General features: G+C 68.7%; 23 protein-coding genes and 2 tRNA genes. 11 read left to right on the plus strand and 14 right to left on the minus strand.

The window, feature by feature from the left end; all coding sequences use genetic code 11:
* Nucleotides 1–3: 3 nt before the first annotated feature.
* Both VF330_RS36935 and VF330_RS36940 read right to left on the minus strand, forming a co-directional pair.
* The gene (locus tag VF330_RS36935) at nucleotides 4–675 is read right to left on the minus strand and encodes a VC0807 family protein (RefSeq protein ID WP_330856386.1); all 672 of its coding nucleotides are present in this window, start codon (nucleotides 673–675) and stop codon (nucleotides 4–6) included.
* Complete coding sequence (locus VF330_RS36940) at nucleotides 672–1136, minus strand: MarR family transcriptional regulator (RefSeq protein ID WP_330856387.1); 465 nt, start codon at nucleotides 1134–1136, stop codon at nucleotides 672–674. The genes VF330_RS36935 and VF330_RS36940 overlap by 4 nt, the downstream gene beginning before the upstream one ends.
* Nucleotides 1137–1238: 102 nt before the next feature.
* Here VF330_RS36940 and VF330_RS36945 point away from each other — a divergent pair, with 102 nt between their 5' ends.
* The 5 genes from VF330_RS36945 (at nucleotide 1239) to VF330_RS36965 (ending at nucleotide 6112) form a co-directional block, all read left to right on the plus strand.
* Nucleotides 1239–2465 carry an NAD(P)/FAD-dependent oxidoreductase gene (locus VF330_RS36945; protein ID WP_330856388.1) on the plus strand — a complete coding sequence of 409 codons (1227 nt, stop codon included), beginning with the start codon at nucleotides 1239–1241 and terminating at the stop codon, nucleotides 2463–2465.
* A gap of 111 nt (nucleotides 2466–2576) precedes the next feature.
* Nucleotides 2577–4094, plus strand: coding sequence for a catalase (locus VF330_RS36950; protein ID WP_330856389.1), 1518 nt, complete (start codon nucleotides 2577–2579; stop codon nucleotides 4092–4094).
* A 104-nt stretch (nucleotides 4095–4198) separates the two neighbouring features.
* Nucleotides 4199–4732, plus strand: coding sequence for an ATP-binding protein (locus VF330_RS36955; protein WP_330856390.1), 534 nt, complete (start codon nucleotides 4199–4201; stop codon nucleotides 4730–4732).
* A gap of 226 nt (nucleotides 4733–4958) precedes the next feature.
* Nucleotides 4959–5144, plus strand: a complete 186-nt coding sequence (locus VF330_RS36960) for a hypothetical protein (RefSeq protein ID WP_330856391.1) — start codon at nucleotides 4959–4961, stop codon at nucleotides 5142–5144.
* A gap of 83 nt (nucleotides 5145–5227) precedes the next feature.
* Entirely contained in the window at nucleotides 5228–6112 is an 885-nt protein-coding gene (locus tag VF330_RS36965; RefSeq protein ID WP_330856408.1) for an NAD(P)/FAD-dependent oxidoreductase, read from the plus strand.
* Nucleotides 6113–6202: 90 nt separating this feature from the next.
* On the opposite strand, the gene VF330_RS36970 is transcribed toward VF330_RS36965, so the two are convergent.
* Nucleotides 6203–6586 carry a hypothetical protein gene (locus VF330_RS36970; RefSeq protein WP_330856392.1) on the minus strand — a complete coding sequence of 128 codons (384 nt, stop codon included), beginning with the start codon at nucleotides 6584–6586 and terminating at the stop codon, nucleotides 6203–6205.
* Between the two features lie 48 nt (nucleotides 6587–6634).
* On the opposite strand from VF330_RS36970, the gene VF330_RS36975 reads away from it, so the two are divergent.
* Nucleotides 6635–6799: a hypothetical protein gene (locus VF330_RS36975; RefSeq protein ID WP_330856393.1), complete on the plus strand. Its 165-nt coding sequence runs from the start codon at nucleotides 6635–6637 to the stop codon at nucleotides 6797–6799.
* A 174-nt stretch (nucleotides 6800–6973) separates the two neighbouring features.
* On the opposite strand, the gene VF330_RS36980 is transcribed toward VF330_RS36975, so the two are convergent.
* The 4 genes from VF330_RS36980 to VF330_RS36995 all read right to left on the minus strand — a co-directional run bounded on the left by VF330_RS36980 (nucleotide 6974) and on the right by VF330_RS36995 (nucleotide 9429).
* Nucleotides 6974–7771, minus strand: coding sequence for a phosphotransferase (locus VF330_RS36980; protein ID WP_330856394.1), 798 nt, complete (start codon nucleotides 7769–7771; stop codon nucleotides 6974–6976).
* Between the two features lie 95 nt (nucleotides 7772–7866).
* Nucleotides 7867–8340, minus strand: a complete 474-nt coding sequence (locus VF330_RS36985) for a hypothetical protein (protein ID WP_330856395.1) — start codon at nucleotides 8338–8340, stop codon at nucleotides 7867–7869.
* A 54-nt stretch (nucleotides 8341–8394) separates the two neighbouring features.
* Nucleotides 8395–8468, minus strand: a tRNA-Leu gene (locus VF330_RS36990).
* 394 nt (nucleotides 8469–8862) lie between these two features.
* The gene (locus VF330_RS36995) at nucleotides 8863–9429 is read right to left on the minus strand and encodes a hypothetical protein (protein ID WP_330856396.1); all 567 of its coding nucleotides are present in this window, start codon (nucleotides 9427–9429) and stop codon (nucleotides 8863–8865) included.
* 373 nt (nucleotides 9430–9802) lie between these two features.
* On the opposite strand from VF330_RS36995, the gene VF330_RS37000 reads away from it, so the two are divergent.
* Genes VF330_RS37000 through VF330_RS37015 form a run of 4 tightly spaced genes read left to right on the plus strand, consistent with a single transcriptional unit; the run spans nucleotide 9803 to nucleotide 11672 of the window.
* Entirely contained in the window at nucleotides 9803–10648 is an 846-nt protein-coding gene (locus VF330_RS37000) for a DUF5753 domain-containing protein (RefSeq protein ID WP_330856397.1), read from the plus strand.
* Between the two features lie 11 nt (nucleotides 10649–10659).
* Nucleotides 10660–10878: a DUF397 domain-containing protein gene (locus VF330_RS37005; RefSeq protein ID WP_330856398.1), complete on the plus strand. Its 219-nt coding sequence runs from the start codon at nucleotides 10660–10662 to the stop codon at nucleotides 10876–10878.
* Nucleotides 10879–10933: 55 nt separating this feature from the next.
* On the plus strand, nucleotides 10934–11431 hold the full coding sequence (locus tag VF330_RS37010) for a cation:proton antiporter (protein WP_330856399.1): 498 nt from the start codon (nucleotides 10934–10936) through the stop codon (nucleotides 11429–11431).
* A gap of 46 nt (nucleotides 11432–11477) precedes the next feature.
* Entirely contained in the window at nucleotides 11478–11672 is a 195-nt protein-coding gene (locus VF330_RS37015) for a hypothetical protein (RefSeq protein WP_330856400.1), read from the plus strand.
* A gap of 207 nt (nucleotides 11673–11879) precedes the next feature.
* Here VF330_RS37015 and VF330_RS37020 read toward each other — a convergent pair whose 3' ends face one another.
* Nucleotides 11880–13103, minus strand: a complete 1224-nt coding sequence (locus tag VF330_RS37020) for a cellulose binding domain-containing protein (RefSeq protein WP_330856401.1) — start codon at nucleotides 13101–13103, stop codon at nucleotides 11880–11882.
* A 202-nt stretch (nucleotides 13104–13305) separates the two neighbouring features.
* On the opposite strand from VF330_RS37020, the gene VF330_RS37025 reads away from it, so the two are divergent.
* A complete protein-coding gene (locus VF330_RS37025; protein WP_330856402.1) occupies nucleotides 13306–14121 on the plus strand; it encodes a class I SAM-dependent methyltransferase in 816 nt (271 codons plus the stop codon).
* Between the two features lie 34 nt (nucleotides 14122–14155).
* Here the strand turns inward: VF330_RS37025 and VF330_RS37030 are convergent, their stop codons facing one another.
* The 6 genes from VF330_RS37030 to VF330_RS37055 all read right to left on the minus strand — a co-directional run bounded on the left by VF330_RS37030 (nucleotide 14156) and on the right by VF330_RS37055 (nucleotide 19679).
* The gene (locus VF330_RS37030) at nucleotides 14156–16471 is read right to left on the minus strand and encodes a hypothetical protein (protein WP_330856403.1); all 2316 of its coding nucleotides are present in this window, start codon (nucleotides 16469–16471) and stop codon (nucleotides 14156–14158) included.
* 22 nt (nucleotides 16472–16493) lie between these two features.
* Nucleotides 16494–16565: transfer RNA gene (locus VF330_RS37035), tRNA-His, on the minus strand.
* Between the two features lie 37 nt (nucleotides 16566–16602).
* Nucleotides 16603–17256 carry a DUF998 domain-containing protein gene (locus tag VF330_RS37040; RefSeq protein ID WP_330856404.1) on the minus strand — a complete coding sequence of 218 codons (654 nt, stop codon included), beginning with the start codon at nucleotides 17254–17256 and terminating at the stop codon, nucleotides 16603–16605.
* A gap of 109 nt (nucleotides 17257–17365) precedes the next feature.
* Complete coding sequence (locus VF330_RS37045) at nucleotides 17366–17677, minus strand: hypothetical protein (protein ID WP_330856405.1); 312 nt, start codon at nucleotides 17675–17677, stop codon at nucleotides 17366–17368.
* A 21-nt stretch (nucleotides 17678–17698) separates the two neighbouring features.
* Entirely contained in the window at nucleotides 17699–18361 is a 663-nt protein-coding gene (locus tag VF330_RS37050; protein WP_330856406.1) for a TrkA family potassium uptake protein, read from the minus strand.
* Nucleotides 18351–19679 (minus strand): TrkH family potassium uptake protein, encoded by a 1329-nt coding sequence (locus VF330_RS37055; protein ID WP_330856407.1) that lies wholly within the window; start codon nucleotides 19677–19679, stop codon nucleotides 18351–18353. Before VF330_RS37055 ends, VF330_RS37050 begins: the two co-directional genes overlap by 11 nt.
* Nucleotides 19680–20008 lie beyond the last annotated feature (329 nt).

A 20008-nucleotide genomic window follows, 5' to 3' on the forward strand; every position in this document is an offset into this window, starting at 1 on the left:
GCATCACGCCGGGCGGCTGTCAGCCGTGTCCGGACTCAGACCGTCAGATACCCGATCGCCGGCCCGCCCTACCACAATGCTCGTGCTGACGTAGCGGCGCGCACGCCATTCCGTGACGCCGATGAGTCCGAGCAGGGTCGCCGGGGCCAGCACCGAGGTGGCGACGACCGCGGCGGTGAGCGGGAGGGTGTAGATCAGCAGGATCGCGACGGCCCCCTCGCAGAGCAGCCCCGCGCTCCACAGGAGGGTGAGCCGCCGGTGCACCGCGCGGAACCCGCGGTCGTTGTCCCACCGGCGGTCGAACACGTCGGGCTCACCGGACAGGTCGCGCCGGATGCGGGCGATGAAAGGACGTTCGAACACCAGGGTGGCCGTGGCAAAAAGCCCGACGGCCGAGGTGATGACGAAGTCCTTCGCCAGTTCCAGGCGCGGGTCGCCGGTGACCACGGCCACCGCCACGCCGAGGGCGAAGCGGACCAGGACCAGCACGCCGAGCGTGGTCAGTGCGCGCGTGCGCACGTACTGCACGCCGAGGACCACGACCGACACCCCGGCCGCGCCCACCAGGGCCCAGACCGGCTGCCAGCCCAGCCAGGTCAGCAACAGGTAGCTCGCCACCGGGATACCGACGTTCTCCACCACGCCGGCGAGCACCCGCAACCAAGACCGGTTCACGGACTTTCTCCCCGCGCGGTGCCGCCGGCATCGCGGGACGCGATCATCTTGTGCAGCAGGGCGGTCAGCATCCCGGCCTCGTAGCCGGCCAGCCCGAGGTTGGCTGGCTCGTTGAACTCGCGCATCGCGGCGGCGGCAGCGGCGAACGCCGTCCGGCCGTCGTCGGTGATCAGCACCGGCACCGGCCTGCCCCGCCCTCCCAGCCCCTCGCGCCGCAGCAGGCCACGCCCGACCAGGTCGTTGATGACCGCGGTCATGCTCTGCGGACGCACGAGCACCCGCCTCGCCAACTCCGCCTGCAGAAGGCCGGGTGACTCGGTCAGCTGCGCCAGCACACCGAACTGCACGGGCGTCAGCCCGTGAGCGGCGAACAGGTCGTAGAGCTCGCGCACCACCGCGTGGTACGCCCGCACCACCACCCACGCCGGCAGGTCCCCCAACGCCTGGTCAGTCTCGTCCACCACACCAAAGTATCAGTCTGCTGATACTTTGGGCTTCTCAGTGGCGATAACTGTGCGACTCTCGACGAGAGCAGTATCAACAGACTGATCCTGGGGTGTGCCATGCGAGTCATCGTCGTCGGAGCCGGCATCGGCGGGCTCGTGCTGGCGCAGGGTCTCAAGGCCGCCGGTGTCGCGGTGACCGTGCACGAGCGGGACCGGGCCCTGTCCGACACCGGCGGGTACCGGTTGCACCTCACGCCGGAGGCGGCCGGGGTGTTGCGCAGGCGACTGCCTCCGCCGGTGTTCCAGGCGTTGCTGGCCAGCAGCACGGGATCGCGCTCGCTCCGCCAGTTCGGCGTCCTGGACCACCGGCTGCGGACGGTGGCACGCATCCCCCTGGAGGACGACGGCGAGCACCTGATGATCGGCCGCATCCCGTTGCGCAGGCTGCTCGGCCACGGCCTGGGCGAGTCGATCAGGTTCGGTTCGGAGTTCACCGGGCTCGAGCACCACCCCGACGGCACGGTGACCGCCGTGTTCGCCGACGGAACCCGTGAGACCGGCGACGTGCTGGTCGGCGCGGACGGCGCTCGTTCCCGCGTGGTGACCGCGCTGACCGGCAGGCCCACCGCGCGCCTGCTCGCAGCGCACGGGCTGGCCGGCCGCGCGCCGCTCGACGACGCCGTCAGGTCCGGCATGCCGGACGCCCTGCACCGCGGACCCGCGTTCGCCGTCGCGCCCGACGGCGTCGCGGTGTTCCTGACGCTGCACGACCCCTCCACGGCACCCGTCGCACCCCTGGCCTGCCGCGAGGTTGGCCCGATCCTCGAACCCGGCTACGTGCTGTGGGGCGTCGTCGTGCCCGCCGGTACCGCGACGGCGACCTCGGACGTCAACGGCCCCTCGGTGCTGGCGTCCGCGCGACACCTGCTCCGCGACTTCGCACCGTGGACCCGCACGCTGCTCGACCGGTCGGATCCCGCGCACGCCACCCGGTTCCCCTACTACGCCGCGGATCCCGACGCCGACCTCACGCCGTGGCAGGTCGGTGCCGTCACGGCCCTGGGCGACGCCGTGCACGCGATGCCGCCCACCGGCGGACGAGGAGCCTCCACCGCGGTCGTCGACGCCGACGTGCTGATCGACCACCTCACCCGATCGGGTAGCACGTCGATCCCGTTGGCGTTGCACGACTTCCAGAGAGCGATGGCCCGGCACGCACCGCCCGCGCTCCGCGAGTCGCTGCAACCACTGCTGTGGCAGCAACGAACGTCGGGTCGTCTCGGCCGAGTCTTCCTGCGCACCGCGCTCGCGGTCGCCGGAACGGTCGGTTCAGCTCGGCGATGACTGGCGGCTCCTGTCCCACCAGCGAGATGTTTGCGCGCTTCCGCCCGGAGCCGACCCGTCGTGTACGGCCGCCTGTCCGGGGCCGTTCCCGCACGTCGCTGAGAGGAACAGATGGCTGAGCATCCCGCCACGACCAACGACGCCGGCATTCCGGTGGAGAGTGACGAGCACTCGTTGACGATCGGGCCCGCCGGTCCGATCGTGTTGCAGGACCACTACCTCATCGAGCAGATGGCGCAGTTCAACCGCGAGCGGATTCCGGAGCGCCAGCCGCACGCCAAGGGCAGCGGGGCGTTCGGCAGGTTCGAGGTGACCGCGGACGTCTCGCGCTTCACGCGGGCGGCGGTGTTCCAGCCGGGCACGGAGACGGAGGTGCTGGCGCGGTTCTCCACTGTGGCCGGTGAGCGCGGCAGCCCCGACACGTGGCGCGACCCGCGCGGTTTCGCGGTGAAGTTCTACACGACCGAGGGCGTGTACGACATGGTCGGCAACAACACGCCGGTCTTCTTCATCAAGGACCCGATGAAGTTCCAGCACTTCATCCGGTCGCAGAAGCGGCGTGCGGACAACAACCTGCGCGACCATGACATGCAGTGGGACTTCTGGACGCTCTCCCCCGAGTCGGCCCACCAGGTCACGTGGCTCATGGGCGACCGCGGGATTCCGCGCACGTGGCGCCACATGAACGGCTACAGCTCCCACACCTACATGTGGGTCAACGCCGCTGGCGAGAAGTTCTGGGTGAAGTACCACTTCAAGACCGACCAGGGCGTGGAGTTCTTCACCCAGGACGAGGCCGACCAGCTCGCCTCCGCCGACACCGACTACCACACGCGCGACCTGTTCGAGTCGATCACGCGCGACGAGCACCCGAGCTGGACGATGTTCGTCCAGGTCATGCCCTTCGACGAGGCCGAGGGCTACCGGTTCAACCCGTTCGACCTCACGAAGGTCTGGCCGCACGCCGACTACCCGCTCACCGAGGTCGGCCGGCTCACCCTGGACCGCAACCCCACCGACCACCACACCGAGATCGAGCAGGCCGCGTTCGAGCCGAACAACCTGGTGCCCGGCATCGGCGCGAGCCCGGACCGCATGCTGCTGGGCCGGCTGTTCGCCTACGCGGACGCCCACCGCTACCGCATCGGCGTCAACTACAAGCAGCTGCCCGTCAACGCGTCCAAGTCGCCCGTGCACAGCTACAGCAAGGACGGGGCGATGCGGTACACGCCCGTCTCCGACCCGGTGTACGCGCCGAACTCGAAGGGCGGTCCCCAGGCCGACGCCGAGCGGTACGGCCCGGCCGCGGGATGGGGCGCGGAAGGCGACATGGTGCGCTCGGCCTACGTCGCCCACGCCGAAGACGACGACTGGGGCCAGGCCCGCACCATGGTCCGCGAGGTCCTGGACGACGACGCGCGGACCCGTCTGGTCGACAACGTCACGGGCCACCTCCTCAACGGGGTGTCCGAGCCGGTGCTCGTCCGCGCCTTCGAGTACTGGCGCAACGTCGACCCCGAGATCGGCAAGCGGGTCGAGGACGGCGTGCGGGCCAAGCAGGACGAGAAGGACCCGAAGGCGGACGAGCAGGCGAACCCGGCACGCGAAAGCATGCAGCAGAAGGCTTGACCGCTCACGTCGGCAACAACACCGGGGTCTCCGCACTTCTCCGCGCGGGGATCCCGGTGGTCCGTTCGGGTGTGGGCGCACCTCACAACGGGAAACCGTGCTCTGTGAACCATCCTCCCGCCAGTCCCCTGGGCTCCTCCTCGCAGCACGACCACTCGAACACCGAGCAGGCCAGAGGACAACGTCAGGTTGCGACCCTGCCGTCCGGCGCCCGTGGCGTGGACGGTCACGCGATCCCCGGCCAGTCCACCGGCGAGGTGGAGATCGACACCTCGCTGAGCTGCGACAACCTCTCCACGGTCCGCGCGAGCATCGCCGAGGCGCTGCGAGCCCACGACGAGGACTTCGTCCTGGACGTCCAGCTGGTGGCCACCGAACTGGCCTCCAACGCGTGCGACCACGCCGACGACCCCCGGCGCCTGGTGCTGCGCCGCGAGGTCCACACCGACCGAGGCCCCGAGCTCGTCGTCGAGGCCTGCGACGCCACCCTCGAACGCACCCCCGTCGTCGGCCGCTCCAGCATCGGCCCGGACCGCGGGAACGGGATGAAGCTCGTCGAGCACCTCTGCAACGACTGGGGCGTGCGCCTGGAGGACGAGACCAAGATCGTCTGGGCTCGCATGCCGATCCCGCGGTGAGGATGCCGAGAGCCTCGACGGGTTCGGGAACTGTCCACTGCGCACCTCTTACAACTCGCACCTTCGTGCGAACCACTCGATTCGAACCAGGCGTCGAGCGGCCAAGGCTCACGAGATGTCACCGCGACACCGCACTGGGCCAGACGGGTGACGTCGAGCCGATGCGGTCCGCTGGTTGTGCAGGTCCGCCGTGCGGCTTCCACGATGGAGTGGCCGGGCAGTCGTCGTGACCGATCTTCCCTCCGTGCCCACCACGGGGTCTCCCCCGTCACGGCGACTGCCCCGGCCTCGCACCACGCGGCTGGCGTTGCGCGGACTCGGTGCACCGGCGCGGACCCTGCAGAACGCACGGGCGGCCCTCGCCCTGTGGAGCTCCAACCTCGAACGGACCGACGTCGTGCCACCACCCTGAACCTTGCCGGCACGCAGTGCTCGCCACACGTCGTTCTGTGACTTCACTGCGTGGCACTTAATGTGTCTTTTGTGGACGTCGTCGTGGTCGGGGCAGGGATAGCGGGTCTCTCGTGCGCACGCGCGCTGGCAGAAGGCGGAGCACGAGTGCGTGTCCTCGACCGAGGCCGTGTCGTGGGCGGCCGGTTGGCCTCCCGGCGTGTCAACGGCCGATACGCGGACATCGGCGCCGCCTACCTGGTCGCTGACGACCCCGCGTTCGTCGCGCAGACCGAGTCCTGGCAGGCGCGGGGCCTCGCCCGTCCCTGGACCGACACCCTGAGGGTCTACCCCGAGGGCACGGACACGCGCGGTCCGGTCCGCTGGGCCGCGCCCGGCGGCCTGCGCAGCCTCGCCACGGATCTCGCCGACGGACTCGACGTCCGCCTCTCCACCCCGGTCGACTCCGTCGTGCACGACGCGGACGCGGTGGTGCTGGCCATGCCAGGACCCCAGGCCCTGAGGCTGTCCCCACCGCCCGCAATCGCCGCGGCCGCGACCGCGCAGAGCTGGCGGCCGGTGATCGCCGCGGTCCTCACCTACCCGGCCCGCTCGTGGGGCGAGTTCCGCGGGGCGTTCGTCAACGACCACCCGGTGCTCGCCACCGTGTGCGACGACGGTGACCGCCGAGGCGACGCCGCACCCGTCCTCGTCGCCCACTCCACCGCCGGACTGGCCTCCGAACACCTGGACGCGCCCGCCGAGGCCGGTCCGGTTCTCGCCGCGGCCGTGGGAGAACTGCTCGGCATCACCGCCTCGCCCCAGATCGAGACGCACCGCTGGACCTACGCCCAGCCCGAGAAGGCGTCCGACACCCCGTACGCCAGGGACGGCCAGGTGTGGCTGTGCGGAGACGCGTTCGGCCGTCCACGGGTCCAGACCGCCTGGCTCTCCGGTCGCGCCGTGGCCGGCGCCCTGCTCGACGAGTGAGCCCCTGCACCCCGTTCTGCTCGAGCGACGCAGTGACACTCGTCGGCAGGTCCGGTGCTCGTTGTGTGCCATCACGCCGTCTCGCCGAAGTCAGACTCCGCCCTCCTCCCGGTGCTGGCGCAGCACCCGGCAGATCTCGTCCGCGGGCTCTGGGAGGTACATGTCCCCGTGCGCGCATCGGATGTCGTACATCTGCACCGAGCCGGTGACGAACGGCGTCCAGAGGCCGGAGTACGGGCCGTCCTGACCGGGAACGGCGTTGAAGATCACCGCGTCGCCGTCGAACACGGGCAAATGAAAACCCTGCATCAGGTCGGTGTGGTGCTGGATCACGGCGGTCGCGCCGGTCAGCAGGTGTCCTTGGTCGGCGGTCATGCGCTCGCTCGGGTGTTCGCGGATCTCGTCAGCGCTCGGCGGGGTGTGCGACTTGAGGTAGTCGCTCGGCACGCTGTCGAGAAGAGCGCGCAGTGCCACTTCGTGCCCCTGCGCGCAGACGGGAGGCCATGGCGTGGGCGAGGGTGCTTGCCCGAGCGCAACCGCAGCTCGGCGGCGCGTCCCAGCTCGCCACGCCAGAACTCCTCCACCAGGCGCGCCGTCTCGATCGCGAACCGCCACCTCGTCCACGGCACCCACCACATCGTCGGCCAGCGTGGCGACTCACTCGACGTGGACCGCCGCATGTGCTGACCGTGGCTCTTCACCGCAGCCGGCGAGTTGACTCCGCCACGACGGCTGCGGACAAGGCTGAGCGATGTGGACACGTCGAGCACGATCCCGCCTGGGATGGACGGAAGTGCGGCGTACTGCTCACCGCAAAGAGCCCTCGCCGAGTTTCCGGGGAGGGCTCTTTGCGCGTCAGCCTCAGCAGTTGCCGAGCCTGTATTCAAACCAACTACGCGCCCCTTCGGTGGCCTCCGTCCCAGCGAACTTCCGTTCCCACATGCGCACAAGCGACGCGCTGTACGCCGTGATCCCGTCCGGATCGGCAGTGCGGAATGCGTCGAGCTGTTCCGCCCAAGCTTCCGCGTCCGAGGGTGGGTGTCCCGCCGCTATCAGCCGCACCGCCACTTGGGCGACGTCGATCCAGGGAGCGCCCGTCCTCCACCATGCCCAATCCACGACGCGGGCCTTGTCCGCGACGAGGAAGTTGAACGGGTTCAGGTCGAAGTGGATCAGGGTCGAGCCGTCCATGTAGGCCGGTGCACGACGCGCCCATTCCGCAACGGTGGCCGCGTTCTTCTTCGACCACGCGTGTGCATCGTCAGGCACTTCCAAGCTCAGTTCGCCGTCCAACGCCGCCGCCCACTGCTTCCCCATCTCCCGCTTCGCCGAGAGATCAGAGGGCGCGTCGGTCATGGTGATCACCCGAACTGCGTCCGCCACCATCGGCAGGTCGGATGAGCCTGGCGAAAAGTCAGCGTGCTGCCCGGGAACATGCTCGAACCCGAGCAGCAGCCAGCCATCGGTGTCGACCTGCCACAGCAGCCGTGGAGCCACGTCCTTCGGCAGGAACGGGTTCACGGCCGCTTCGTTGCGGTGCATGAAAGCCTGGCGATCGTCCGCCTTGATGCCCTTGCAGAACACCCAGCCGTCGCCGGTCCTGAGCGACGCGGCGACTGCGGAGTTGCGACCGGCCGTGGCCTCCTCCACTTCAGTCACGCGTCCTGTGTGCTCGTTGACAGCAGCGGCCACGCCTGCGGGCAGGTTGCTCCAGTTGAGGCGGTTAATCGTCAGACTCCTCTGTTCTCGGGCTGCTAGTGGAAGCCGTCGCCCTGGCCGCAGTTGGTGCACCCGCTGTGACACTGGGAGCAGTTGCCGCTGCCCGAGAGCCACAGCTCCGGGTGCAACGGCAGACCGGCGTTGGTGATCGCCTCCACCGTAGGGGCGAGCACCTCGTGGACGTCAGCTTCGGCGCGGCGCGGCGCGGTGAACTCGTCGGGGATGTGGTGGATGAAGTAGCCAGCCTCCCGCTCGCAGAACTCGGCGTACTCCACGGTGTTCAGGATGAACTGGTGCCAGCCGATGTCGACCTTCTGACTCGGCCGGAACGCGGTGCCCTGGTTGACGATGCCTACGGTGAGGAAGCTCAGCGTGTCGGAGATGATCGCGTCAGCCTCCATCAACTCCAGGCCGTGCTCACGCATGAGCTGGCTCCGCCACTTCATGCGGAACTCGGTGGAGATGCGCGCCTGAGCGACCTTCGCCGCAGGCTCGATCGTTGCCGTCATCGGCCGTCCTCTCGTCGTTCCTCTGATACGACGCGCTGTCGTGCACGTCGCAAATGCCCCGGAGCGGAGTCGAACCGCTACTACAACCCTTTTAAGGGGCTTGCCTCTACCAGTTGGGCTACGGGGGCGTGTGATAGCAATGATCGATCAATCAACCGATCAGGACATGAGCTGAACGAGTGTGGATACCGTGAATGCCGCGATGATCGCGCGCCCCTGCTCCGTGGATCTTGCTTCGTTGATCAAAGTTGGTGAACTGTGCCGCGCCATCCATTCAGTACAGCGCTCGACGCCGATCGAAGTCAGGCGGACGCGGTAACGCCCTTTGGGCGTGGTAGGCACCTTCACAAGACATCGAGAGTCGAAGAGCGCTTCAAGCGCCCCACGCACAACGCCGTGCGAGAAGCCGGTAAGACCCTCGATTTCCTTCGGCTCCCCACGTCCGATTCGGGGCTGCCAGAAGTAGCGCGATGATCGTGTATCGCGATCGAGTGGGTGGCCCTTCCGGTGGCGCTGCTGGGCTCAACGGTGCCGCTCCGGTCCGTGGATGTAGGTCCTGGCCGCGTTCTCGGGCGATGCACCGCTATTCCCGTTGGGCAGCGAGGGCATTCGAAGTGCATAGCCGGGTTGACGCCCCAACAGCATGGGCAGTGATCGCAAGATGGACGGCGGAGGCACGAGCAGGTTCGGCGCTTGGGGGTGGTCCGGGGGTCGCAGGACCAACGCCGCGCCGATCACCCACAAAGCCCTGCCACCGAACGACCACAGCGTCTGCGAGGGGCGGAAACAGTCCCGGTCGGCTTCGCGCGGGGCACGGTAGGCAACCGCAGTCTCTGGCCCGAAAATCTGAATGACATCGACGCACGAGGTGTACCGATGAACCGCCGCGAGCGCGTTCGGTCGCTGCCGGTTGGGGAAGTAGTAGATCATCCACTTCCGGTAGACGAGTTCAGACAGATGCGCTTCGAGATCGGCATCGACATCCACGAATGTGTCAACCATAGTCGTCACTTCGAGATCACCTGCCGCACCTTGCGGACGTGCGCCATGAACTGCGCCATGACCCTCGCGCCCGTCATTGCGCTGCACGTCAGGAACCCACATCGGTACGCGCACACCGCTTTCCACGTCACCGCCACTATCAGGAGCACCAGAGCTACTGCGATCTCCACCCACATTCATGACCTCCCCGAGCAAGATTGGGACCAACGGGAGGGCTGGAGAGAGCCCGCTGCGACAGCGGGAGCTTGGAACCTCACCGCGTCGCGACGGTCGACAGCCGTCCCGTTGGCGCTGGGACCGGCCGTAGCTCGGATCACTGACCGCCAGCCCCGCGTGTCTGACTGTAAAGGCAGCAATGCAATCTTTGCCGCACCCAAACGGGTGAAACGTTGCATTGCAATCTAGGTACGCTCGAACGGGTGGCGCAGGTCAGACGGGCGAGTACGGCACACTTCGCGCCATGACGGAAGACGACCTGTCTGACCCGGTGATCGCGCGGCTCCAGTGTGGCGAGCTGCTGCGAACGCTCAGGGGCAAGCTCGACCAAGGCAAGATCGACAAAGAGATGGTCGCGGAGGTCGAGCGTTACTACACGACGAAGCTCGCCAAGATCGAGGCAGGCACTATCGCACCTGGACCGGCTGACGTTGATTGGCTGATCAAGCGCTATCACCCCAAGCCGTCCGAGGCTGACGAGCTGAAGCGCCTCGCCGCGCTGGGTCGTCGGCGCGCCAAGCCCGTGAGTTCTGGCAAGGATGCACAGCAGTACGTGTCACTTGAGCGTCGGGCTCGCGAGATCCGCATGGTCTACAACGAGATTCCTGGACTGTGTCAGCCGGAAGAGTTCGCGTATGCGGCTCTGTCGGTCTCTCCCGTGGTCCCGGCATCCGCCATTGCAGGACGAGCCGCTGAGCGTGCCGAACGCGGTCGGACGATCATCCGGCCAGGTGGGGCGAACGTGTGGCTCGCGCTCGGCGAAGACGCCCTGTACCGATGGGCGGGCGATCCCGCCATACTTCGGCGCGCGCTGGAGCACCTCCGTGAAGTCGCCGAGATGCCGAATGTGAAGCTGCGCATCCTTGAGCGGTCCGCTGGGATCGTCGCCGCGTTGAGCTGTCCGTTCACGCTGCTGCACGTCGACGGAGACAAGACGCTCGCGATGGTCGCCTCACTGACACGCCCGGACTACATCAAGGCCACGGCACCGTATGTGACGGCGTTCGAGCAGGCGTGGGAACTCGCGAGCTCCGAGAACGCCTCGAAGGCGATAATTGACGCACGGATCACTGACCTCATCGACAGCTAGGAGCATCAGACATGTGGAGTAATGCCACCGACCTGAACGGTGTCCGGTGGCGCACCAGCAGCTTCACCAACGGCGGGAACGACCCTCAGTGTGTCGAGGTCGCTCCGGTTGGGGCTCTGTGGGCCGTCCGCGACAGCTTTGACCCCAGTGGGCCTGCTCTCGGGTTCTCCGAGCTTGCCTTCCGGGCGCTGGTCGAGAGCGTCAAACGTGGGGAAAGCGCCGGATCGTGATGTAAGGACGAGGCGGGGCACTTCGGTTTTCCGAGGTGTCCCGCCTCGTACCCGCATGGGCGAGGTGCTCGCAGGCGTGCTGGTCGTCGCCGCCGGAGCGGGCGCCGCCCTGTTCACCGCCTCCATCTGGGCGGACCTGTCCGTACTGGCCGACATAAGCGTGGCGCTGTTCATGTTCATCGTCGGCATGGAGCTCGACCTGGGGGCCGTGCGCCGAGGCGGCCGGACGGCGATCTCTGTGGCGACGGCCTCGGTCCTGGTGCTTTTCGGCCTCGGGCTCACCGATCAGTACGCCCCAGCAGGGACGAATACCGGCTTCCTGCTGTTCTTCGCAGTGGCCATGTCAGTCACGGCGCTCCCGGTGCTCGCTCGCATTCTCACCGACCTGGGCATGCAGCGGACAGCGACAGGATCGCTCGTTCTCGTGTCAGCCGCGATCAACGACGTGCTCGCGTGGGTGCTTCTCGCCGCAGCCGTGGCCTTGAGCGGGCAGGGCAGTAGCTCCCGGTGGGCGCTCACCCTCTCGATTCCCTACCTGACTGTGATGCTGTAGGTGGTGCGGCGCACCCGTGCGCCAAGCGGCCGTGCTCGGAACGCTGATGAACACCAGAGGACTCACCGAGCTCGTGGTGCCGAGCATCGGTGTCCAGACGGGGTTGATGAACCAACAGCTCTACACCTTGGTGGTGGTCATGGCTCTCGTGACCACCACCATGGCGGCGCCGCTGCTGTCCCTCCTGCACTCGCCGGAGGCCTTCGACGAGGACAACCCGGCCGGCACACTTGCGGGATGAGCCTGTTCGAGGTTCACGGGCAGGTTCGGGACCTCCACCTTCGCCGTTCAGGCCGCACGTCGTAACCCCAAGAGTTCGTTGTCGATCCGCGTCTCGACGTCCTGTGCCGCTCAAGACGGCATAAGTGGTCCCCGAGCACCCTCGCGAGTCGATCACGGCCACGTCGTGAGCAATACCGGATGCGACAGGGATCCGAACTTGAACCGGTCAGAAGTTCTTCTTCGAGACCGTCCACGGGGACTTCGACGCGAGCCCGGACGGATCCAGGATGTACGAGCGGGCGGTCGCGTTGCCGTTGAGCACCATGTCGAGGAACTGGACGACCGTGGTCATGCCGTCGGTCATCTGGTTGCCGGTGATGAAGCCGACGTGCCCGGCCTGCGGGTGCATGGCGAGCACGGCCGGAACGGTGACCAGGTCGTAGTTGGCCCGCGTGTTGTCGTAGGCGATGTCGGAGGGTCCGCCCGCCATGAACAGGGCCGGCGTGTGGAGCCGGGCGAGCTCGGCGCGGGAGTACCCGAAGGAACCGTCGGCGAACAGACCGCTGTCCAGCGACACCACGGCGTCCACCCGGCTGTCCTGCGCGGCGATCAGGGCCTCGATCCCGCCGCAGGAGTGGCCCGCGGCGGCGACCTTCGTCAGGTCGAGCCGCTGGGACAGCGGCGCTCCGGACCGGTTCTGCTCCCGCTGCGCCCACGTGATCGCGTCGGTCAGCAAGGAAGGGATCGGAGAGCCGCTCGGCACGCCGTTGGCCGACCCGTCCACCGAACCGGTGTCCACCACGACGACACCCTTCGACGCGATGAACGTCAACGCCCTGGTGACCTCGCTGTTGTTCGTGTGCGCGCAGGCGCCGTTCCCGAACACCAGCACCGGCATCGGCACTCCCACCGCCTGCGGGTTCGCCGGGCGGAACACGGTGTAGCGGTTGTCGCCGTACGCACCCTCCCGGGTGACCGGGAAGTTGTTGCCCACCAACGTACTGCCACCCGGCGGAGGTTCCGTCACCGAGCCGGTGCAGACCTCGCCGTTGAGCGTGAACGCCGACGGAACGGCCGAGCTGGTGCCCGACGTGGCGTTGAAGCCGAAGGAGGCCGTTCCTCCGGTGGCGATGGCACCGTTCCACGACACGTTGGTCACCGTCACCCGCGCGCCCGACTGCGCCGCGGAACCGTTCCACAGCTGGGAGATTCGCTCATCGCCGGCGAACGTCCACGCCACCTGCCAGCCGTTGACCGGGCTGCCGAGGTTCGTCACCGTCACGGCCGCGCCGAACCCGCCAGGCCACTGCGAACCGATCGTGTAATCGACCCGGCATCCGGCGGCAGACGGCGTCGCCGCCACTGCCTCGCCCGTGGTCAGCGCGCCGGTCATCGCCGCCGCGGCCACGAACGCCATCGCGGGCCGGACGCGGGCAACCGATGTGAGCACAGTGATCTCCTCGCTCGGGACCGAAGAGGGAGCCATTGGTCTGGGAGCGCTCCCAGTCAGACTTCAGACTGTGACCTGGCGGCAACACGCCCGTCAAGACATGTGTCTGCTAAAACCGCGCTTTCACCCGATCACCGGCAACTGATCGGACCTTGCTTTTTCAGATTTCACAAGGTTGCGAATCGCGAGTAGCGTCGCGGGCGTGAACGACGCCAGACTCGTCGGAGTGCAGCAGACCCTCAGCCCTGTTCTCAGGGCCAAAGCGCTGGACAACCGGTTGCCGGACCCGATCCTCGGCGACAGCTACGCCGAGCGGACGATGCGCCGACTCGACCCCGACTACGACAAGGGCGCGTTCGGCACCAGCCAGATCGGGCTCAGCGCCGTGGTGCGCGCCAAGGCCCACGACGACTGGGCCCGGAGCTTCCTCGCCGATCATCCCGACGCGGTGGTGCTGCACCTGGGCTGTGGCCTGGACGCCCGCGTGCACCGAGTCGACCCGCCGGACACCGTCGACTGGTACGACCTGGACTACCCGAACGTCATCGAACTGCGACAACAGCTCCTGCCGCCGCGCGAGCGCTGCACCCTGATCGGTTCCAGCGTCACCGACCTGGCGTGGCTGGACCACATCCCCCGCGACCGGCCGGTCCTGATGATCGCCGAGGGACTGGTGCCCTACCTGACCGAGACCGACTTCCGGCGACTGCTGACCAGCGTCGTCGACGCCTTCCCCACCGGCCAGACGCAGTTCGACACGGTGGCCACCTGGGCGTGGCGCACCTCGAAATGGAACCCCTCGCTGCGCAAGTACGGCACCCAGTTCCACTGCGGCTTCGACGATCCGGCCGCGCTGGCCTCGTGGCACCCACGGCTCGACTACGTCGACGAGGCGCCGATGAACAACGCGCCGGTGCTGATGACCAAGGCGCCCGCGAACGTGCGACGCGTCTACCGCCTCCTGAACCTGCTGCCAGGCATGACCCGGTCCACTCGCATCGTGCGGTTCCGGTTCTGAACTCCCTGCCGCACAACAGTTTTCCGCCGCATTGTCACTGACGTTCACCGCCGGCGTACGCCAGGAACGGGTGTGTTCCCCGGGCCCAGCCGAGGAACCGCCTGCCTTTGCCGCGTCGCATCGTTCCGGCCGGCGTGAAGCGATCTCCCTCGATCACCTGCAGGAGTCCTTCCGCCACGGGCACGAGCCGAACGTCGCGCAGCTCGGTGATCAACCGCACCGCCAGCGACATCTGCACTGCGGGTTCGCAGAAGCTGAGCAGGAAGAGGGCCTGGCGCCACGCGTACGCGGTGTTCTTCACCTGGATCAGCGCCGCGTGCAGGTGGTCCGCGCGCTGGGCCTGCCTGCGCACGATCCAGCTGAGCGCGCGCCATGCCAGTTCCGGCGCTCGCTCACGCAGCTCGTCGGTCAGGTCCAGGGCATCGACCAGCACGGCGAGGTTGTGCGTGGTCAGGATCTGGCTCTGTTCCAGCAGCATGCCGTTGGCCGCGACGGAGCCACCTGTTGTGCCTGCCCGATCCTGACACAGCGCGGTGAAGTCCTCGGCCGTTCGCTTGCCCCAGCGCAGGAGCGTGCGCTGCGGTTCGGGCCAGTCCGCGGGCAGGTCGTAGTAGTTCGCGTAGAGCGTGCCGGCCAGCAGGCGGCTCGCCACCGCGGCGGCGTCACGCCACTTGGTGGTGAACGTGCCCGTGAAGATGTCCGCGGCCACCTCCTCCACGAGCGGCAGCTCCAGCCCCGCTTGCTTCGCCAGCGTCCTGATCTCGGTCACCAGCGGGTTCGGCAACACCGCGTGCGGAAACGCGGTGAGCGCCAGCACCGTGACCTGCCGGAGGGCCCGACGTGCGGCTGCGGCGTTGTCCGGCCGGGGTGATCGGAAAGGCGCGAGCGCCTGGACCCACGGCAGCTCGGTGAACCGCACCTGGTGCTGGAGGTTGAGCAGCAGCAGGCCGCGGCGGCGGCGGAATGCCGTGTAGGTCTGCTCGTGCAACCCCGCCACGACCGGGTCGTCGATCGCCGCGCTGAGCAGCCGTGAGGTGAGCTGCGGCAGCACGGCCGCCAGCGTCTCCCCGGAGGTGATCACGCTGAGGCGCACCAACTCGTCCGCGGGTGCTTCTAGCGCGCGTGCCGCCTTATGCACCAGACCGCTCGGCATTGTTGTGCCGCAAGGAATCTCGGCGGTCTTCTCGGCTTCGGACACCGCGGCCGTCGCGACGTCGAGCGACGGCAAGCCGCCGTCAGCCGGAAACCGGTCAAGCCGGCCCGCGAGCACACCGGCCAGCGCGGCGTTGGTCGGCGCCGTGACGGTCGCCGCCCGGGCGGCGTGCCACGCGCCGCGCTGTGCGGTCTGCGGGGCACCCCGGCGGCTCACCGTGTTCGCGATGGCACGGCGGATCCAGCCGACCTCCCGCGCGGTGAGCGCGTCGCTGCCGTGCGGGCACAGCTCCAGCGCGCGACGCAGCCTCGCGAAGTTGTTCTTCTGGTTGGTCTGCCTCCCCGACGGCGTGACGGTGCGGCACTGGTCCGCGAAGTCCACGAGCCACTGTTCCCTGGCCGCGGCCCAGTCCGCGGGCCACGTCCGGCACGGCCAGCCACCCTGCACCGATCCGCTCTCCTCGAGCCGGGGCAGCTCGCCGTCGACGGTGCGGCACCACAACGCCACCAACCGGTCGTACAGCGGATCCCACACCGTCAGCGCGGCGCGCATCTTCGCGATCTGCTCGGGCACCCGCACAGCACGCAGGGACGCGGCAACGTCCTGCACCGAGGCAACGCGGACCGCGGAATCCGACGGCCGGGCAACAGGTTCGAAGCGCGGCGTCAACCGCAGCCGGTGCATCAGCGGCCGCAGCTCGGCGACCAGGTCGAGAGCCTGCTCGGGGAAACCCTTGTCCAGCAGCAACGCCACCACGGGCAGCGCCGCGTCCTCCGGCACCTCGACCCGGAACCGCCCGGCGCGGACCGCGTCCACCAGCTCGGCCTGACCGGCGTCGCCGAGGTACCACAGGTTGAGCCGCTCTCTCTCGTTGCAGCCCGGAACTTCGGCCGGGAGGGAGGAGACGAGGGCGGCCTCGTCCTCGGACAGCGGCACCTCGGCCAGGTACCGGCCGGTCGCGAAGCCACCGTGCGCGACCTCGAGCGTCACCCACGCCGGCGTGTCCGCGACCGGCGTGCGGGAACCGACGGTGAGCGTGCCGTCGGCCATCCCGCTGACGACGTCCTCCCAGCGGCGCGACTTCCGCAGCGCCCGCGCGCGGTCGGCCTCGGTGCCCGCAGAGGTCGCCGCGGCCAACGCCCGCGTCAACTGACCGGTCGCGTACTCCGGCGAAGCGATGCGGATCGGGTCGGACACGGCGGACTCCACGGTTGGCAGAACATGGAGGCGGGAATCGAACCCGCGCCCTCCCCGTTCACAGCGGGGCGATCTGCCACTGATCTACTCCATGAGGTGCGCGAATCATATCGACCGTGCACACCGGACGCTCACCGATTTGCCGAACACCCGTTGTCCAGCCACCGAGCGGGCAACACCACTCCACACGCGACCGCCCACAGCAACGCCGGGAACGCGGCGATGCGTTCCCACAGACCGAACAGCGCTGAACCGCCGACCTCGGCCACCATCAAGACGAGGGCCGTCATCGCCACGACCGCCGTGCAGGCTCCGACGATGCCCAGCACACGCCATCGCTCGGTGCGCGCCAGCGCGAGCCCGGTCAACAGCATCGCGACCTCGCCGACCGGTATGGCGACAACCGCGCCGGCGACGTGCAGGGTGGCGCTGGTGTCCTCGGGGTTCAGGCCGACGACCGTCAACGCGAGCCCCGTCACGACGAGGAGCACGAGCCCGGCACGAGCCGTTCGTGTCTGCGGGAAGAGCGGCCGGACCAGCAGGGCGCCGCCGGCCAGGCACAGTCCGGCGACGGTCCAGGAAACGCCGGAGACGACGTGCCACGGCGAGCACACCCAACGCTCGGCCTCGGCCGAGCGGAAGCAGGTGGCCGCGCCCAGGTCGCTGATGGCGTTGCGCATCCAGCTGTGCGGAACCTCCCAGCGGGCCTCGACGACGAACAACAGCACGAAGTACTGCGCGACCAGCACCCACAGCACCGCGCCCAGCCGGGCACGCCCGGTCACAGCCGGACTCCCGCCAGGCGCGGGTCAACCCGAAGTCTCATCCGTCTTCGTACCACGCGATCGCGTGGATGTGGCGGCAGGCGAGCTGTTCCCACCCGGTCGAGCACGGTCAGCAGCTGATGGTGCCCCTGCGCAGGGCGTGCCCGCCGTCGTTGGAGTCGTCCGCCCAGCAGACGGGCTTGGATCCCGAGACGCATTCGTCCGCCGCGGCGAGGGCGAAGCCCTCGTTGTTGTAGTCGGGCATGCCCGGCGGACGGTCGAAGACACCGACGACGGCGAACGCGCCGGAAGCGTTGACCTTGAGCGTGAGGTGCCGGCCGTCGCAGGACGTCGTCCACAGCGGCCGCAGTCGCCGCCGGCACACCGATCGTCCGGGTGCCGGCGGCCAGAAGAGGCACGGCGAGAAAGCGAACGAGGGCACGGGGGCGCCGACGAACCGTCTTCAGGTGAGCTCCGCCAGCCGCTCCACGTCGCCGGTCCGCCCCGCCACGATGAGGACGTCGCCCGCGTGGACCACGGTGTCCGCGGTCGCGTAGGTGAAGCCCTCCCCCGCGCGCTTCACCCCGACGACGGTCACGCCGTACTTCTTGCGCAGGCCGCTCTGCCCGAGGGTCCGCCCGACGGCTTCCTGGGGCGTTCGGGTCTTGACCATCGCGTAGTCGTCCTCGAACTCGATGAAGTCGAGCATGCGACCGGTCACGAGGTGTGCGACCCGTTCGCCCATCTCGTGCTCCGGCAGGACGACGTGGTGGGCGCCGATGCGTTGCAGGATGCGACCGTGCTCGCGGCTGATCGCCTTGGCCCAGATCGTCGGGACCTCGAAGTCGACCAGGACGGCGGTGGTCAGGATGCTCGTCTCGAGGTTGGTGCCGATGCAGACCACGGCACGCTGGAACTCGTCCACGCCGAGCTGCCGCATCACCTCGGCGTCGGTGCTGTCGGCGACGACGGCGTGCGTCAGGTCGTCGGCGTGCCGCTGCACGAGCTTCGGGTCCTGGTCGATCGCCATGACCTCGGTGCCCTGGCTGATCAGCTCCAGCGCGAGCGAGCTGCCGAACCGGCCGAGGCCGATGACGACGACGCGGCCGGCCTGTTTATCCGACAATGGGACGCTCCTCGGGTAGCTCGTAGCGACGGCTGCGTTCGCGCAGCGCCAGGGCGGACACCAGCGTGATGGGGCCGAGCCTGCCGATGAACATCAGGGCCATCATCACGAGCTGTCCGACCACGGGGAGTTGGGCGGTGATGCCGGTGGACATGCCGACGCCACCGAAGGCCGACGCCGCCTCGAAGAGCACGGCGTCGAGCCCGAAGGACGTCGTCGCGAGCATGATCAGCGTGCCGACCATGACGGCGCCGACGCCCATCAGCGCGACCGTGACGGCCTGGCGCTGCACGTCGTTGCCCAGGCGGCGGCCCATGACGTGCACGCTCGGCTCCGCCCGCACCTCGGCGAGCAGGACGAACGCCAGCAGCGCGAACGTCGTCACCTTGATGCCGCCCGTGGTGCCGGCGCTGCCGCCGCCGACGAACATGAGCAGGTCGTTGACCAGGAGCGTGGCGGGCTGGAGCTGGGAGACGTCGAGGCTGTTGAAGCCCGCGGTGCCGGGCTGTGCGCCGTGGAAGACGCTGATGAGCAGCTTCTCCCCCACGCCGTAGTGCCCGAGCGTGGCCGCGCGGGACCACTCCAGGACGAGCACGGTCACCGCCCCGAACGCCATCAGCGACAGGTAGACCGGCACGGTGATGCGGGTGTGCAACGACCAGCGCTTGCGGCGGCGCCCCCGGAGGATCTCGAACAGCACCGGGAAGCCGAGCCCGCCGATCACGCCCAGGAGCACGATGAACACGACCACCCAGGGGTCGGTCGCGAAGCGCGTCAGGCTGTCCGGGTACAACGACACGCCGACGCTGTTGAAGGCCGACACCGCGTGGAACAGTCCCGAGTAGAAGGCGTGCCCCGGCGAGTACCCGTGGCCGAGCCAGAACCTCAGCCCCAGCGCCAGCGCTCCGGCCGACTCGACGACCAGGCTGATCACGACGACGCCGAGTGCGACCCGGCGGACCTGGCCGAGGTTCAGGGTGTTCGTCTCGGTCTTCACGGTGAGCTGCAGCTGCAGGCCGATGCGGTTGGACACCACCAGGGCCAGCAACGAGGTCAGGGTCATGATCCCGATGCCGCCGACCTGGGCCAGCGCGAGCAGCAGGACCTCCCCGAAGGTCGACCAGTGCGTCCCGGTGTCGACGACGGACAGCCCGGTTCCGGTGAGCCCGGAGACCGCGGTGAACAACGCGGTCATGAACGGGGTCGTCTTTCCCGGCTCGGTCGCCACCGGAAGCAGGAAGAGCAGGGTTCCCGCGGTGACGGCGAGCGCGAAGGAGAGCACGACGAGGCGGCCAGGATGGCGCCGGCCATTGATCACCGGCGCAGCTTAACCACCCTCGGCGGACAATTCAGGCAGCGACTCCCAGGTCCGTGCGGTCAGCGCGTGGCGGTCACCGAGTAGACCGGTAGTGCCTTGTTGTCCAGCGTGAGCGTCTTCAGCACGTCGACGTGACTGCGGATGAGGTCACGCATCGCAGCCGGCACGGTGTGCAGGCGCTCTTGCACCACCTGGTGACAGGCGGCGATCTCCCATGCCCTGGATCTGGACCGCGAGCAGGTGCGCGAGCTGGTCGTGGGACGCGGGAGCCAGGTCCCACTCGGCGAAGCACAGCCGACGCGCCCAGGGGCGGACCCTGGCGAGGGTTG

The organism is Lentzea sp., assembly GCF_036380075.1.
GTDB lineage: Bacteria > Actinomycetota > Actinomycetes > Mycobacteriales > Pseudonocardiaceae > Lentzea.